We start from the raw sequence: 15,202 nt of genomic DNA, 5'->3' as shown, positions 1-15,202 counted from the left end.
CGGTGACGCGCGGGATGCCGTAGGTGCCGTCGGACTCCTTGTGGATCTCCCGGATCCGCCGGGCGAGGCGGGCATCGTCCCGGGCTCGCGCCAGGCGGGCCGGGGCGGCCTTCAGCCACCGGTGGAACCCGGACCTGGAGACCTCCAGGACCCGGCACAGCCGCTTGACGCCGAACGCGCCTCGATGATCATCAACGAACCGGAAACGGCTCACCAGTTGGTCTCGCCGGCGAAATACTTCGCGGCCCTCCGCAGGATCTCCCGTTCGGTTTCCAGCTCCCTGATCCGGGCCCTGAGCTGCTTGTTCTCTTCTATCAGCACATCGTCGGAGGTCACCTCGGCAGTCCGTGCCGCCCGCGGCGAGCCGCTGGTGCCCGCCGCATGGCCCGTCCGGGCCCGCTCGGTGCGCACCCAGTTGCGCAGCGTCTCCCGGCTGATCCCCAGGTCCTTGCCCACGCCCTCGAACGTGTTCTTCGGGTCCGACAGGTACAGCGCGACAGCGTCCGCCTTGAACTCCGCCGAATACACCTTCATCACCATGCGTGACATCTCTTCCTCTGGACCCTCAAGGTCCAGTGTCCAAGGTGTCCACGCTCAGGGGGAAAGACCCATGCCGCCGACTCCGATACCGCCTCTCCCCTTGCCCAGCACAGTCACGCTCCGTATCGGCCGGGCAGGGGGAGCCGCAGGCGTACCGGTTCAGCCGAAGGGCTGACGGCCGCTGCTGTGCCGCGCCGCACGCACGAACTGTCGCGTGAAAGCGAGCACACCAGCAGCACCTTCACCAAGGCGGTACCGACGGACGAGGCGCAGAGGCAAACGGCCGCTGAAGTGCGGCCCGTTGCGCTGGCCGGACGGCACAGGAGAGGTGGCGAGACCGCTCTTGCAGGTCAGGACTCCCACACCGCGACGACGGACGGCCGGGGCACGGTTCCGGGCCCGTCGGGCCAGGCCGAGCCAGGGTTCTCCGTAGTGGCGCCGTCGATTTCACCCGGGTGCTGGGCGGCAATGAGGATGCGGTCGTCGGTGATGATCGGGCCGCAGGTCTCGGCCCCCTTGGGAACGGTCAGGAACTGCTTGACGTGGCCTCGGTGCGGCCCCGTGACCGGGACGGCGAAAAGGCCGTCGTTGGCGCCGAGGGCGGCGCCGTCGGTGGCGAGCCAGAGGTTGCCGTGTTCGTCGAAGGCGATGTTGTCGGGGCAGGAGATCTGGCTGACCTGGCTTTTTTCGAAGCCTGCGAAGTAGGTGGAGGGGTCCTTGGGGTCGCCGCATACCAGCATGAGGCGCCAGGAGAAGGAAGTCGCGGCCGCGTCTGCGCGGCGTTCGTCGAGTTCGAGGATGTGGCCGTGCTTGTTGCCGTTGCGCGGGTTGGCCTCGTCGGGGCCGGTCTTGCCGACTGCTCCTCGGTCCTTGTTGTTGGTGAGCGCGACATAGAGGCGGCCGGTGTGAGGGTGGGGCTCGACGTCTTCGGGGCGGTCCATCTTGGTGGCGCCTGCCTTGTCGGCGGCCAGGCGGGTGAAGACGTAGACCTCGTCGGCGGCCATGCCAGCGACGTGGGAGGTGTTGCCGGTGACGAGCGGGATCCAGGTACCGGAGCCCGCGAAGTCGCCGTCCTCGGGGAGGATGCCGGTGCCGTCGATCTCGGCGATCGGGCTGTCCCCGGTGAACTTGGCGACGTAGAGGGTGCCTTCGTCGAGGAGGCGGAGGTTGTGCTCTCGGGCAGCCCGGCCCTTGCCCTTCTTGAACCGGTGGGTGGAGACGAACTTGTAGAGGTAGTCGAAGCGCTCGTCGTCACCCATGTAGAGGGCGACCCGGCCGTCGCTGGTCAGGCGGGGTTCGGCGGCCTCGTGCTTGAACCGGCCGAGGGCTGTGCGCTTGCGTGGTACGGAGTCGGGGTCGTACGGATCGATCTCGACAATCCAGCCGTGCCGGTTGGCCTCGTTCGGTTCCTTTCCGAGGTCGAAGCGGGGATCGAAGCGTTCCCACTTGCGCTGACTCGCTCCGGACGGCAGGCCGTAGCGGGCCAGGCGCTGCTTGGCCACGGGGTCGGCAACGGCAGCGGCGTTGGCGAAGTACTGGTTGAAGTTCTCCTCGCCGGACAGGACCGTGCCCCACGGGGTGACGCCGCCGCCGCAGTTGTTCAGCGTGCCCAGGACAGTGCGGCCAGCGGGATCGGCGCTGGTCTTGAGAAGGTCGCTGCCAGCCGCCGGGCCGGTGAGCTCGAACGGGGTGGTGGCGGTGATGCGGCGGTTGAGCGCATCACCGCTGATCGGCCGCAGTCGGCCGGAGCGTCGATCGGTGCGGACGCTGAGGACGGTCAGGCCGTGGGCAGCCCAAGCGATCTCGACCTGCTCGCGGGTCGGGTTGGCGGGGTCGTAGCCGAAGAACATGATCTCTTCGTTGGTGTACTCGTGGTTGACCACGAGCAGCTGGTCGCCGTGGCAGTGCGCCGGGAGGTCGAGCAGGGCCATGTAGTCGCAGTTGTAGCCGAACTGGCGGGACTGGGCAGCGACGCTCTGACGGCGGGCGTCGAAGCGGGGCGCACCCCGCAGTACGGGGTCGCCCCAGCGGATGACGACCTGCTGGGCGTAGCCGGCGGGGACGGTCACGGCGTCGGCGGTGTTCGGCGGCACTGCCTCGAAGCGCAGACCGCGAGGCAGGCGGCCCGCACCGCGGTCCGGACCGCGGTGGGCGGCGGGCGTGGTGGCCTTGCCGGACGCCGCCGCGGGTGTGGCGACCGCTGTCCCGGCGGCTGCGGCGAGGGCGAGGACCGCGCCGCTCTTGAGCGCTCCGCGGCGGGACACCTGATGGACGATGTCGCCGAAGTAGGTGTTGAGCGAGCGGTTCGGAGCGTCGTGGGAGCAGGCGTCGCCGCACCGGTAGCGGCAGGTAAGAGCCGAGCGTGCCGTGTTGTGGCTGGGCAGCACGGGCAGGTTCGCTGAGCGGTCTGTGCGGCTTTCGGGCTGTTCGAGCACGAGGTCCTCCACGCGGTGGGATACGGAACGCGGCCTCATATAGGCGGCCATCGATCCGTGACGCTAGGCGCAGCGCGGGCACCGAGGGGCGTCCGGAAAGTGAACGGGAGCCCAACTCCACAAGGAAGGCGGAGCCGAAGGGGCCCCTTGCCCCATGCCCGTGGCGCGCGTTTCGGCCAAGCGGTCGGGGCGACAAAGGCGAGACGTTGACCGGGAAGCGCACCCCGCACGTAAACATCATCATCCGTCTATAGAGATGACTAGCTATCGTTCATACCCGATGGGCCCCTCGTACACCTCTTGTTCATATAGCCAGACTTCGATGAAGGAGTCCGAACGGGGTGCGCTGCGCACCTGATCCAGACAGCCGGGGGGTCCCGGCAGACACGAGGGTCGAGAGTCGTGAACATTTCCACTTCGTTGCGCCGGGCCAAGGCTCCTTTGGCTCTGACGGCTGCTGTGATGCTGGCCGCGAGTGCGTGCGGCGGTGCCGACGCCGGTTCGGGCGGTGAGGGCGGCGACAAGCTGTCCGGGACCGTCAAGGTGGACGGGTCGAGCACGGTGGCCCCGCTGTCCACCGTGGCCGCCCAGCTTTTCCAGCAGGCGAACCCCGGCGTGAAGGTCACGGTCGGCACGTCCGGCACCGGTGGTGGCTTTGAGAAGTTCTGCGCCGGCGAGACCGACATCTCCAACGCCTCCCGAGAGATCAAGGACGAGGAGAAGGCCCTCTGCGAGAAGAAGGGCATCAAGTTCGAGGAGTTCTCGGTCGCCAACGACGGCCTGTCGGTCGTGGTGAACAAGGACAACGACTTCGTCGAGTGCCTGACCGTCGAGCAGCTCAAGAAGATCTGGGAGCCCGGCTCCAAGGTGAACAACTGGAACCAGGTCGACCCGAAGTTCCCGGACCAGAAGATGGAACTGTTCGGCGCGGGCACCGACTCCGGCACCTTCGACTACTTCACGGACGCGATCAACGGTGAGGAAGGCGCCTCGCGCACCGACTACAACCCGAGCGAGGACGACAACGTCACCGTCCGCGGCGTGTCCGGTTCCAAGGGCGGTATCGGCTACTTCGGTCTGTCCTACTTCGAGGAGAACAAGGACAAGCTGAAGGCCCTCAAGATCGACGGCGGTGGCGGCTGTGTCGCCCCCGGTATTGAGACGGTGCAGAACGGCACCTACACGCCGCTGGGCCGGCAGCTGTTCATCTACCCGAAGGCATCCTCTCTGGAGAAGCCCGAGGCTGAGGCGTTCGTCGAGTACTACGTCGAGAACAGCGCCGAGATCGCCGAGAAGGCGCAGTTCGTGCCCCTCAACGCTGAACAGCAGAAGGAGCTGGAGAAGGACCTCGCGACTCTGCGGGAGCAGCACTCCTGATGAGTTCCACCCTCTCTTCACGGCGGGCCGCTTCAGGAAGCCCCGGCTTCCTGAAGCGGTCCCAGCCGCGCTACGGCGAGAAGGTCATCAAGGTCCTCCTGGTGGCCGCCTCCCTGGTCTCGGTGCTGACCACGATCGGCATCGTCATCGCCCTGATTCCCCCTGCCGGCGAGTTCTTCTCCAAGGTCGACTTCGGTGAGTTCATCACCGGAACCAACTGGGCGCCCCTGTTCAAGCCCGCCTCCTTCGGTGTCCTGCCGCTGGTCGGCGGGACCCTGATGGTCACGCTCATCGCCCTGCTGGTGGCGGTCCCGCTGGGCCTGGGTGCCGCGGTGTACCTGAGCGAGTACGCGAACAAGCGCGTCCGGAAGATCTTCAAGCCTCTGCTCGAAGTTCTCGCGGGCATCCCTACGGTCGTGTACGGCTTCTTCGCGCTGAAGGCCATCACTCCGGTCCTGCAGAGCATCTGGCCCGCAGGTGACGGGCCGCAGATCTTCAACGCGCTCGCCGCGGGCTTCGTCATGGGCATCATGATCATCCCCACCATCGCCTCGCTCGCCGAGGACTCGATGAGCGCGGTGCCCCGCGCGCTGCGCGACGGAGCGTTCGCCCTCGGCTCCTCCCGCATGCAGGTCTCCACCCGCGTCGTATTCCCCGCCGCGCTGTCCGGCATCGTCGCGGCCGTCGTCCTCGGTATCTCCCGGGCTCTGGGCGAGACGATGATCGTGGCCATCGCGGCGGGCGGGCAGCCGAACCTGTCCTTCAACCCGCTCGAAGGCATGCAGACGATGACCGCGTTCATTGCCGCAGCCGGCATCGGCGACCTGCCCACCGGCTCGACCGGCTACCAGACCATCTTCGCCGTGGGTGCCCTGTTGTTCGTAATGACGCTGGTGATGAACCTGCTGAGCATCCGTCTGGTGCGCAAGTACCGCGAGGTGTACGAATGAGTTCCAAGGTCATCGACCGCGATGCCACCATCCACGACGACGCTCCCCGGCTGAAGGGCAAGGGGACCCCGCTTCGCGAGCGGGTCTTCCACCTGAGCCTGTGGATCTCGCTCGCCGTCGCCGTCGTCTTCCTCGCCTCGCTGCTCGCCTACGTGCTCAGCGAGGGCTGGTCACGGCTGGACCCGCGGCTGTGGATGAACTTCCCCGACTACATCGACCCGACGCAGGGCGGAGCCCAGTCGGCGATCATGGGCACGGTCTGGGTCATCGGCTTCACCGCCGTCTACTGCCTCCCGACCGGCATCCTCACCGCCATCTACCTGGAGGAGTACGCTGACCCGGACAAGTGGTGGAACCGCGCGATCGAGATCAACATCCAGAACCTGGCCGCCGTGCCCTCGATCGTCTACGGCATCCTCGGCCTCGGCATCATCTCCCGCGGCCTCGGTTTCGGGCAGACCGTGCTGACCGCGTCGCTGACGCTGTCCCTGCTGGTCCTGCCGGTGGTGATCATCTCCTCCCGCGAGGCGATCAGGGCGGTTCCGCAGTCCATCCGGCAGGCGTCGCTCGCCCTGGGCGCCACGCAGTGGCAGACCATCTGGCGCCAGGTCCTGCCCGCGGCCGTCCCCGGCATGGCCACCGGTTCGATCCTGGCCCTGTCCCGTGCCATCGGCGAGGCGGCCCCGCTGCTGCTGCTCGGCGGGCTGACGTTCATCACGTTCAACCCCAGCGGCGTGCAGAGCCAGTTCACCGTTCTGCCGATCCAGATCTTCAACTGGATCAGTCAGTCCCGTGCCGAGTTCGTCTCGCTCGCCTCCGCCGCCATCGTGATCCTGCTGGCGATCCTGCTGGCGATGAACTCCGTGGCGATCTGGCTCCGCAACCGCTACTCCCGCACCTGGTGACCGCCATGACCTCCACACCCTCCGCGACCCGACACCTCGACCCCGCCGACTCTGTGCAGGAGACCGCTATGACCCCTCCCTCCGACGCCACCGGCGGCACGAGGATTCCGCAGGTCGCCTTCCGCAGCGCCCCGTCGCTGAACAGCCCCGTCTTCGAGGTCGGCAGCCTGTCCGTCTTCTACGGCGACCACGAGGCCGTACGCGACGTCAACATGACCATCGGGCACCGGCAGATCACCGCGATGATCGGCCCCTCCGGCTGCGGCAAGTCCACCGTGTTGCGCTGCTTCAACCGCATGAACGACCTCGTCCCCAGCGCCCGCGTGGCCGGCAAGGTCCAGTACCACAACGAGGACCTGTACGGCCGGGACGTCGACCCGATCGAGGTCCGCCGCCGGATCGGCATGGTCTTCCAGAAGCCGAACCCGTTTCCCAAGTCGATCTACGACAACATCGCTTACGGCCCCCGCGTCGGCGGGTTCCAGGGCAACCTGGACGACCTCGTCGAGGAGACCCTCACCCACGCGGCGCTCTGGGACGAGGTCAAGGACAAGCTCAAGACGTCCGCGCTCGCCCTCTCCGGCGGTCAGCAGCAGCGGCTGTGCATCGCCCGCACCATCGCGGTCAAGCCCGAGGTGATCCTGATGGACGAGCCCTGCTCGGCCCTCGACCCGATCGCCACCGCCAAGATCGAAGACCTCATGACGCACCTCGCCCGTGAGTTCACGATCATCGTCGTCACCCACAACATGCAGCAAGCCGCCCGTGTCTCCGACCGCACGGCCTTCTTCACCGCCGACGTCGACGACGCGGGAGTCCGCCACGGACGCCTCGTCGAGTACGACGAGACCGAACGCATCTTCTCCAACCCCTCCGACCAGCGCACCGAGGACTACATCTCGGGCCGCTTCGGCTGACCCCGAAGCCAATGCTGCTCTTTGCGCCGCCACGTAAAGGAGTACCCGGGTGACCCCCGACGCACGACGACCACCGGAGACCGCCGCACGAAGGTCTCCGGACGGCCCGGACGACAGCAAGACCCCGGCCCTGCTGATGGCCGAGCCCGACGAGGAGCTGGCAAAGCAGGCCATGGCTCGCTTCTCGGCCGCAGGCGTGAGCGTGATCGCCTGCCACGACGGCGCCGAGGCCCTGCTTTACGTCGGAGCACAGCACCCCGGCGCCGTACTGCTCGGAGCACCGCTGCCGGTGGTGAACGCCGCAGACGTCACCCGCCTGATCAACCGGCTCAGCCCTGTGCCCGTCATCGTCGGCGCCGGACCGGACGGGACCCAGGAGGCAACCGCCGCCCTCGCCGCGGGTGCCGTCGCCTTCGTGGCGCGGCCCTACCGGATCGAGGAAATCCTCCCCCTCCTCACAGCGGGACTCACACCGGACGACAAGGCGGCCGCAACGCTGGTCGTCGGTGACATCGAGCTTGATCCTGTCGGGTTTCACGTCTACGTACGAGGACGCTCGCTCCAGTTGCCGGTACGTGAATTCATGTTGCTGCGCTACCTCATGGAGAACGTCAACCGGCTCGTCTCCCGACCGGAGCTGACCCAGGTCCTGTGGGGCACCAAGAGCCTGGACAGCAACACCCTCACCGTGCACGTCCGCCGCGTACGGCAACGCCTGCGGGAAGGCGCGGGAAGCTGCTGCACCATCGACGCGATCCGCGGCATGGGCTACCGCCTGGAGTGCAGGCCATCCGATTCCGTGCGGCCACCGCTCTCCTCCTCCCGGCCGGCTGCCAGGGCATAGGCAGCCGTGATGACCGAGAGGCAGGAGGACGACTCGTACATCGACCTGCCTCCCTGGGCAGTGCACTATCCCCGCTGCGGCGCGGTGCACGGGCGGCATCACATTCCTACGATCGGCACGCTCTTTCACCGAAAGCGGTGGTGGCCGGCGAAGGTTCGTGTCCGGTTCCAGGCCACCGGCCAGTCGGCCTCGCGGACGTTCACCACCGACTCGCAGACCATGAGGGAGATCATCGCCGCCCGCACCCTCGCGGAAGCCCGGACGTTGATCTCCCTCTGTCTCACCGATGGGCACCCGTAGCGAGGCGCATCGGCCCGTACACCGGCCGGCGGGCTGCTTGGCGGTGCCCCGCCGGCCGGTTCACATCCTCCGAGGGCCAAAGCGGCTTTCTGCTCGGGGAATTCGGCCGAACGACAACCGCTGAGCTGAGCGCGCTCCCGCGCCCTGGCGGAGCACCGGTGCCTGACCGGCCCTAAAACTCGGCGGGTCACGCAGAGGACGGGGACGACTCGGTCAGCTCTGCCAAGAGGCGGTCGATGCGCATGTGCAGACTGTCCCGCACGGCGCGTGCACTCTCGATGTCAAGGCCACTGAGGTCTGGCAGATCCCAGTTGAGATAGCGGCGGCCAGGACGCACGGGGCAGGCGTCGGCGCAGCCGAGGGTGATCACCAGGTCCGCCGAGTCGACGACCTCGGTGGTGAGCGGCTTGGGAAAATCCTCCCCGGTATCGAGCCCCTGCTCCGTCAGCAGCCGGACCACGACGGGCGAGATGTCGGCCGCAGGCCCCGATCCCGCCGTCATGACCATGACCGCACCGAGCGCACGCCTACGCAGCAGCGCGCCGGCCAGCTGAGAGCGCCCGGCGTTCTCCGTGCAGACGAAGAGCACCGCAGGCGGGGACTCACCGGACAGCCCCTGGGCGCGGGCGAGGCCGCGCAGTCGCTCGTCGGCGAACCGCTCCACGAGGACCGGAAGATGTTGGACGGCACTAGCCCGGTCGGCGAGGAGGGTGGCGCACTCGTTCACGTACTGCGCAACGGTGGCCTGCGAGAAGGCGTGGCGGTGACGCACGGTGAGCCGGGCGGTGATCCGCGCGAGTACCGCGCTGGCGCTCCGCAGGGGCGGGGTGGCCCGGCCGAGTGGCGGCTGCTCATCCATGATTGCGCCCCTCCCGAAGCCGACCTCCAACTATAGGTACCCATCTATATCTGAGTGGATCGATGTGGACGAGAGTGAACGATAAGTGAATTCAAAGTGGCAACCGCCTCAGGTGCCCTGGGAGTGGCCCTCGGGCCCATATGGTGAATAGATGTCCATCACTGCCTACGAGGCGATGAAGACGGTCGTGGACGATGAACCGGCCACATGCGTGTCACAGCTGTCCTGCCTGCTCATCGACCGCGAAGAGGCCGAGCGCATGGCAGGGGCCCTCAAGGCCATCGCCGACCCCACACGGCTGCAGATACTGCGCCTGATCGAACGCTCTCCCGCCCGCGAGGCGTGCGTGTGCGACCTGACCGACTGCCTCGGTCTGCGCCAGCCCACGGTGAGCCACCATCTGAAGATCATGACGGACGCCGGGATCCTCACGCGGGAGCGGCGCGGAACGTGGGCCTGGTTCTCCGTCGACCCCGAAGGGCTTCGTCGGATCCGGGCCATCCTGGAGCCGACGACCGGCTGACAGTCACCCGCCCCGGCCGCGTCGCAGCGTCGGCTCCCTTACGGCTCGCCGCGCATCAGGACAGCGTGCTCACCACATGCCGCACCCGCGAGGCCACCTTCTCCGGCAGCGGGGCGTAGTGGATGCGTGCCAACCCCGCCTGAACCTCCTCACTCGCGGTGTAGGTCAGGAAGGACTTCAGCGCGGGCAGCACGTCGGCCGGGGTGCCGTCGGCGCAGACGATTTCGTAGGTGACCAGCACGATCGGATACGCGCCGGGGGCCCTGGTGCGGTAGTCGAACTCCAGCGTCAGGTCCTGGCCGCTGCCGGCGACCTTGGCGGCGGCGATGCCGGCTGACGCGCTCTGCGCGGAGACCGCGACCGGTTCGGGGGCGCCCGTGTCCAGCTTCACGGTGGGTACGTCCTTGGCCTTGGCGAAGGACAGCTCGAAGTAGCCGATCGAGCCGTTCTGGCTGCTCACCGTCGAGACGACTCCGTCGGAACCGGGTGCTGCATGGCCGCCCCTGGCCTGCCATGCCTTCACCTCTTCGTACGGCCACTCCTCCGGTGCCGCGTCCGCCAGGTAGGCGTTGAAGTTCTGTGTGGTGCCCGAGTTGTCGGAGCGGTGTACGGCGCTGATCTCGGTCTCGGGCAGCCGTGCGCCGGGGTTGAGGCGCTGGATTTCGGGGTCGTTCCACATCGTGATCCGTGAGTCGAAGATCCGAGCGAGCGTCGATGCGTCGATGCGTCGATGACGAGGCTGTCCAGGCCGTCGACGTTGTAGCCGATGGCGACGGGGCCTCCGACCATCGGTAGGTCGATCGCCCTGCTCCCGGGGCACGTGCGGCGGGAGAACTCGACGTCGTCTTCCGACAGCGGGGTGTCGCTGCCGCCGAAATGCGTGGCTCCGCGCAGGAACTGGGCCACCCCTCCGCCGGAACCGATGGGGCTGTAGCGCAGCTGCACCCCAGGGCAAGTTCTCTGGTACCCCTGGAGCCAATGCTTCATCGCGTTCTGCTGGGCGGTCGACCCCGGGCCGGCCACCTTGCCCTCCTCGGCGCAGGTGATGTGGCTCGGCCGTGAGGGGGAAGGGGCGGCTTCACCTCCGCCGCCCCTTCCTCAGGCCGAAAGGAGCAAGGTGCCGGCTGCTATGGCCACGGCGCCTTTCAGCGGAAGGTGTCTGTTCGGCCGTCGATGATGCACCAGTGTTTCCTTCCAGATGGCCGGCCAGCCGGATAGATGCTTGCCGATGTGAACGCCGTGGAGGCAACGCAGCGGAGAACATCAGCTGACGGAGCGCGACTGGATGGATGGCCTGCGCGTGACATGCACGCGCCGCGAGGAAGGCCCCGCCCGGCGCCTCGACTCGGCAGGACGCGGCATGAGGTCAGCATCGCGCGCTTCATCACCGCGCGGGAGGCTCCCCCCGAGGATCGCGGTCGGGCTCGTTCCGCCGAGAGGCTCAGACGGCCGCCGGCGTCATTTCGGGCTCCGCGACCGCTTTGGCGTCGGTGAGGGCCGCGAGGTAGCGCTCGGCGTCCAGGGCTGCCGCGCAGCCGGAGCCCGCGGCGGTGATCGCCTGGCGGTAGGTGTGGTCGACCACGTCTCCCGCACCGAACACACCGGGGATGTTCGTGCGGGCCGAGGGGGCCTCGACCCGCAGGTATCCCTCGTCGTCCAGGTCCAGCTGACCGGTGAAGAGTTCCGTGCGGGGGTCGTGGCCGATCGCGATGAACAGGCCGGTGGCATCGAGGTCGCGCGTCCGTCCGCTGAACGTGTCGCGCAGGACGAGGCCGGACAGTGCGCCGTTCTCCTCCTTGATCTCGGCGATCTCGCTGTCGAAGGCGAAGGAGATCTTGTCGTCGGCGAACGCGCGGCTCTGCATGACCTGGGAGGCCCGCAGCGTGCGCCGGCGGTGGACGACCGTGACGGAGCGGGCGAACCGGGTGAGGAAAGTAGCCTCTTCCATCGCGGTGTCGCCGCCGCCGACGACCACGATGTCGCGGTCGCGGAAGAAGAAGCCGTCGCAGGTCGCGCAGTAGGAGACCCCGCGGCCCGACAGTTCGTCCTCGCGCTCCAGGTTCAGCTTGCGGTGCTGCGATCCGGTGGTCACGATCACGGCGCGGGCCCGGTGGACCGCTCCGCTGCTGTCGGTGACCGTCTTGATGTCACCCGTGAGGTCGACGGCGACGATGTCGTCGGGGACCAGCTCGGCGCCGAAGCGTGTCGCCTGGGCCCGCATGTTGTCCATGAGGTCCGGGCCGACGATGCCCTCGGGGAAGCCGGGGAAGTTCTCCACCTCCGTGGTGTTCATGAGCGCGCCGCCCGCGGTCACCGAGCCTTCGAAGACCAGCGGCTTGAGGTCAGCGCGCGCCGTGTAGAGGGCGGCGGTGTACCCGGCGGGGCCGGAGCCGATGACGATGACGTTCCGGACGTCCGTGTCGGCGCTCACTTGGACGTCTCCGGCGCGATCTCCTTGATCAGGCCCTCGACCATGACCTTGATCTCGTCGCGGATCGGGCGGACCGCTGCCACGCCCTGGCCGGCCGGGTCCTCCAGCTTCCAGTCGAGGTAGCGCTTGCCGGGGAAGACGGGGCAGGTGTCGCCGCAGCCCATGGTGATGCAGACGTCCGACTCCTTGACCGCGTCGACCGTGAGGATCTTCGGGGTCTCGTCGGAGATGTCGATGCCGACCTCGGCCATCGCCTCGACGGCGGCCGGGTTCACGGCGTCACCCGGGTTGGACCCGGCGGAGCGGACCTCCACGCGGTCTCCGGCGAGGTGGGTGAGCCAGGCGGCGGCCATCTGGGAGCGGCCGGCGTTGTGGACACAGACGAACAGAACAGAGGGCTTCTCGGACATCAGGAGGTCTCTCTCGTCAACCGGTTGGATCAGGCACACATGACATCAGCACCCGGTGGCGTCAGTAGCCACTGATGTGAGAGTATCAGCCCATGATGACGTCAGTCGACACTGAACCGATCCGGGTGCTGGGCGATCCGCTCCGGCTCCGGATCGTGACCCTGCTCGCCCGCGAGACGCTGTGCACCACCCACCTGGTGGAGGAGACCGGTGCGAAGCAGACCAACCTCTCCAACCACCTGAGGGTCCTGCGCGAGGCCGGGGTGGTGGAGACCGAACCGTGCGGGCGCTTCACGTACTACAAGCTCCGCCCGGACGTCATCGCCCAGCTCGCCGGCCAGTTCGCCGACCTGGCCGAGTCCGCCCGTACCGCTGCAGAGAACAAGAGGGCCTGTCCGTGACCCCCACGCAAGCACCCGCGATGGCCGAGGAATCCTCGGTCGTGCAGAAGCTGTCCACCCTGGACCGCTTCCTCGCCGTCTGGATCCTTCTGGCCATGGCTCTCGGCCTCGGCCTCGGTCGGCTGATCCCGGGCCTGAACGACGCTCTGGCGAAGGTGGAAGTCGGCGGTATCTCTCTGCCGATCGCCGTCGGTCTGCTGATCATGATGTACCCGGTCCTGGCCAAGGTCCGCTACGACAAGCTCGACGTCGTCACCAGGGACCGCAAGCTGATGGTCTCCTCGCTGGTCATCAACTGGATCATCGGCCCGGCCGTCATGTTCGCCCTGGCCTGGATCTTCCTGCCGGACCTGCCGGAATACCGCACCGGCCTGATCATCGTGGGCCTCGCCCGCTGCATCGCCATGGTCATCATCTGGAACGACCTCGCCTGCGGCGACCGCGAAGCCGCAGCCGTCCTCGTCGCCCTCAACTCCGTATTCCAGGTCATCGCCTTCGGCCTGCTCGGGTGGCTCTACCTCGACCTGCTGCCCGGCTGGCTCGGCCTCGGCGAAGGCGAGACGCTCGACATCTCGATGTGGAAGATCGCCCTCAACGTCGTCATCTTCCTCGGGGTACCCCTGCTCGCCGGCTTCCTGACCCGCCGCCTGGGCGAGAAGAAGATGGGCCGCGAGTCCTACGAGGCGAAGTTCCTGCCGAAGATCGGTCCCTGGGCCCTCTACGGCCTGCTCTTCACGATCATCATCCTCTTCGCCCTCCAGGGGAAGACCATCACCTCGCAGCCGCTGGACGTCGTACGGATCGCGCTTCCGCTCCTGGTGTACTTCGCGATCATGTTCTTCGGCAGCTTCCTGATCGGCAAGGCCATCGGCCTGGCCTACGACCGCACCACGACGCTCGCCTTCACGGCCGCCGGGAACAACTTCGAGCTCGCCATCGCCGTCGCCATCGCCACCTTCGGCGTCACCTCCGGCCAGGCCCTCTCCGGCGTCGTCGGACCGCTCATCGAGGTCCCCGTCCTGATCGCCCTCGTCTACGTGGCCCTGGCCTGGCGCAAGAAGTTCGCCCCCTCCGCGATCACCACCAGCACCACGCAGCGTTGATGCGCCACCTCGGCTCCCGCCTGCATCCCGACGTTCGTCCGACGGCCCGCCTCACCGTCCGGCCGACGGCGGAGGCTGCGCAGCGCAGGGGTGGGGCGGGAGCCGGGACGCCCGACGCTGCCACGGAGGTGACCTGGTGACACGCGCGGTGGATGTGGTGGTGATCGGCGGCGGCCAAGCGGGCCTCGCCATCGGCTACTACCTGCGCCGCCAGAACCTCGACTTCGCCATCCTCGACGCCCAGCCCTCACCGGGCGGCGCGTGGCAGCACGCATGGGACTCGCTCCGCCTGTTCTCCCCGGCCGCGTACTCCTCCCTGCCGGGCTGGCTCATGCCCGCCCAGGACAGGGCGGAGTACCCGGACGCGCACCATGTCGTCGAGTACCTGACCGCGTACGAGGAGCGCTACGCCCTGCCGGTCCAGCGGCCGGTCCGGGTGAAGGCCGTACACCGTGACGGTGACCGGCTGCGGGTGGAGACGGACGTGGGTATCTGGTCCGCCCGTGCGGTCGTCTCGGCTACCGGCACATGGTGGCGGCCCTTTCTTCCCGCCGTACCCGGCCGCGAGACCTTCACCGGCCGTCAGCTCCACACCGTGCAGTACCTCGACCCTGACGAGTTCGCGGGCCGACAGGTCATCGTGGTCGGAGGGGGAAACTCCGGAGCCCAGATCGCCGCCGACCTCGCGCCGCACACCGACCTGACCTGGGTCACCCAACGCCCCGCACGCTTTCTGGCCGACGACATCGACGGCCGCGCACTCTTCGACGCCGCCACGGCCCGCCGCCGCGCCCTGGACACAGGAAGCACCGACACGGGAGGCGTCGCCTCACTCGGCGACATCGTCGCCGTCGCGCCGGTCCGCGCCGCACGGGATGCCGGCCTCCTCAAGGCCCAGCCGATGTTCGCCCGCCTCACCGAGAACGGTGCGGAGTGGGCGGACGGAACCAGAGCGGAAGCCGCAGCAATCATCTGGTGCACCGGCTTTCGCCCCGCCCTCTCCCACCTCGCCCCACTGGGCCTGCGCGGCGAACGCGGCCACATCCCCACCCACGGCACCCGGGCCGTCGACGAACCTCGCCTGCACCTCCTCGGCTACGGCGACTGGACGGGACCCGCCTCGGCCACCCTGATCGGCGTCGGCCGCCCCGCCCGGGACGCCGTCCGCGAGATCGCCGCCCTGCTGCGCTGACGCCTCCCTGGCCGG

Annotated in this window: 15 protein-coding genes and 2 pseudogenes; 10 read left to right on the top strand and 7 right to left on the bottom strand. The window is 68.2% G+C overall.

Going from position 1 to position 15,202, the window contains the following annotated elements; genetic code table 11:
• Nucleotides 1-540 (bottom strand): annotated as a pseudogene (locus TU30_RS37475) (transposase); the annotation flags it as partial.
• Between the two features lie 350 nt (nt 541-890).
• On the bottom strand, nt 891-2,975 hold the full coding sequence (locus tag TU30_RS21140; protein ID WP_234307931.1) for a PhoX family phosphatase: 2,085 nt from the start codon (nt 2,973-2,975) through the stop codon (nt 891-893).
• Nucleotides 2,976-3,377: 402 nt separating this feature from the next.
• Here TU30_RS21140 and TU30_RS21135 point away from each other — a divergent pair, with 402 nt between their 5' ends.
• From TU30_RS21135 to TU30_RS21110, 6 genes are all read left to right on the top strand, one after another.
• On the top strand, nt 3,378-4,352 hold the full coding sequence (locus TU30_RS21135) for a PstS family phosphate ABC transporter substrate-binding protein (RefSeq protein WP_042172215.1): 975 nt from the start codon (nt 3,378-3,380) through the stop codon (nt 4,350-4,352).
• A complete protein-coding gene (gene pstC, locus TU30_RS21130) occupies nt 4,352-5,302 on the top strand; it encodes a phosphate ABC transporter permease subunit PstC (RefSeq protein ID WP_042172213.1) in 951 nt (316 codons plus the stop codon). Before TU30_RS21135 ends, pstC begins: the two co-directional genes overlap by 1 nt.
• Nucleotides 5,299-6,207 carry a phosphate ABC transporter permease PstA gene (pstA, locus tag TU30_RS21125; protein ID WP_052479873.1) on the top strand — a complete coding sequence of 303 codons (909 nt, stop codon included), beginning with the start codon at nt 5,299-5,301 and terminating at the stop codon, nt 6,205-6,207. The genes pstC and pstA overlap by 4 nt, the downstream gene beginning before the upstream one ends.
• A 68-nt stretch (nt 6,208-6,275) precedes the next feature.
• Nucleotides 6,276-7,124, top strand: coding sequence for a phosphate ABC transporter ATP-binding protein PstB (gene pstB / locus TU30_RS21120; protein ID WP_107068526.1), 849 nt, complete (start codon nt 6,276-6,278; stop codon nt 7,122-7,124).
• Between the two features lie 49 nt (nt 7,125-7,173).
• On the top strand, nt 7,174-7,968 hold the full coding sequence (locus tag TU30_RS21115; protein WP_042172209.1) for a response regulator transcription factor: 795 nt from the start codon (nt 7,174-7,176) through the stop codon (nt 7,966-7,968).
• A gap of 9 nt (nt 7,969-7,977) precedes the next feature.
• On the top strand, nt 7,978-8,268 hold the full coding sequence (locus TU30_RS21110; protein ID WP_042172208.1) for a hypothetical protein: 291 nt from the start codon (nt 7,978-7,980) through the stop codon (nt 8,266-8,268).
• 187 nt (nt 8,269-8,455) lie between these two features.
• On the opposite strand, the gene TU30_RS21105 is transcribed toward TU30_RS21110, so the two are convergent.
• Nucleotides 8,456-9,127, bottom strand: coding sequence for a low molecular weight phosphatase family protein (locus TU30_RS21105; protein WP_042172206.1), 672 nt, complete (start codon nt 9,125-9,127; stop codon nt 8,456-8,458).
• Between the two features lie 151 nt (nt 9,128-9,278).
• Here TU30_RS21105 and TU30_RS21100 point away from each other — a divergent pair, with 151 nt between their 5' ends.
• On the top strand, nt 9,279-9,650 hold the full coding sequence (locus tag TU30_RS21100; RefSeq protein WP_042172204.1) for a helix-turn-helix transcriptional regulator: 372 nt from the start codon (nt 9,279-9,281) through the stop codon (nt 9,648-9,650).
• 55 nt (nt 9,651-9,705) lie between these two features.
• Here the strand turns inward: TU30_RS21100 and TU30_RS38350 are convergent, their stop codons facing one another.
• The 4 genes and pseudogenes from TU30_RS38350 to TU30_RS21085 form a co-directional block, all read right to left on the bottom strand.
• Complete coding sequence (locus TU30_RS38350) at nt 9,706-10,329, bottom strand: substrate-binding domain-containing protein (protein ID WP_370626685.1); 624 nt, start codon at nt 10,327-10,329, stop codon at nt 9,706-9,708.
• A gap of 128 nt (nt 10,330-10,457) precedes the next feature.
• Nucleotides 10,458-10,637: pseudogene (locus tag TU30_RS38345) on the bottom strand (substrate-binding domain-containing protein); the annotation flags it as partial.
• Nucleotides 10,638-11,091: 454 nt separating this feature from the next.
• Nucleotides 11,092-12,081 (bottom strand): thioredoxin-disulfide reductase, encoded by a 990-nt coding sequence (gene trxB, locus TU30_RS21090; protein WP_042172202.1) that lies wholly within the window; start codon nt 12,079-12,081, stop codon nt 11,092-11,094.
• Complete coding sequence (locus tag TU30_RS21085; RefSeq protein ID WP_042172199.1) at nt 12,078-12,491, bottom strand: arsenate reductase ArsC; 414 nt, start codon at nt 12,489-12,491, stop codon at nt 12,078-12,080. The genes trxB and TU30_RS21085 overlap by 4 nt, the downstream gene beginning before the upstream one ends.
• A gap of 92 nt (nt 12,492-12,583) precedes the next feature.
• Here TU30_RS21085 and TU30_RS21080 point away from each other — a divergent pair, with 92 nt between their 5' ends.
• The 3 genes from TU30_RS21080 to TU30_RS21070 all read left to right on the top strand — a co-directional run bounded on the left by TU30_RS21080 (nt 12,584) and on the right by TU30_RS21070 (nt 15,187).
• Complete coding sequence (locus TU30_RS21080) at nt 12,584-12,892, top strand: helix-turn-helix transcriptional regulator (protein ID WP_042172197.1); 309 nt, start codon at nt 12,584-12,586, stop codon at nt 12,890-12,892.
• Nucleotides 12,889-13,995, top strand: coding sequence for an ACR3 family arsenite efflux transporter (gene arsB, locus TU30_RS21075; protein WP_107068525.1), 1,107 nt, complete (start codon nt 12,889-12,891; stop codon nt 13,993-13,995). Before TU30_RS21080 ends, arsB begins: the two co-directional genes overlap by 4 nt.
• 136 nt (nt 13,996-14,131) lie before the next feature.
• Nucleotides 14,132-15,187, top strand: coding sequence for an ArsO family NAD(P)H-dependent flavin-containing monooxygenase (locus tag TU30_RS21070; protein ID WP_042172195.1), 1,056 nt, complete (start codon nt 14,132-14,134; stop codon nt 15,185-15,187).
• Nucleotides 15,188-15,202: the final 15 nt, after the last annotated feature.

Source organism: Streptomyces sp. NBRC 110035 (genome assembly GCF_000829695.1).
In the GTDB taxonomy this organism is placed as follows: Bacteria; Actinomycetota; Actinomycetes; order Streptomycetales; family Streptomycetaceae; genus Streptomyces.
Note: the sequence above shows the minus strand (reverse complement) of the source record. Positions and strands in the feature narration are given on the sequence as shown.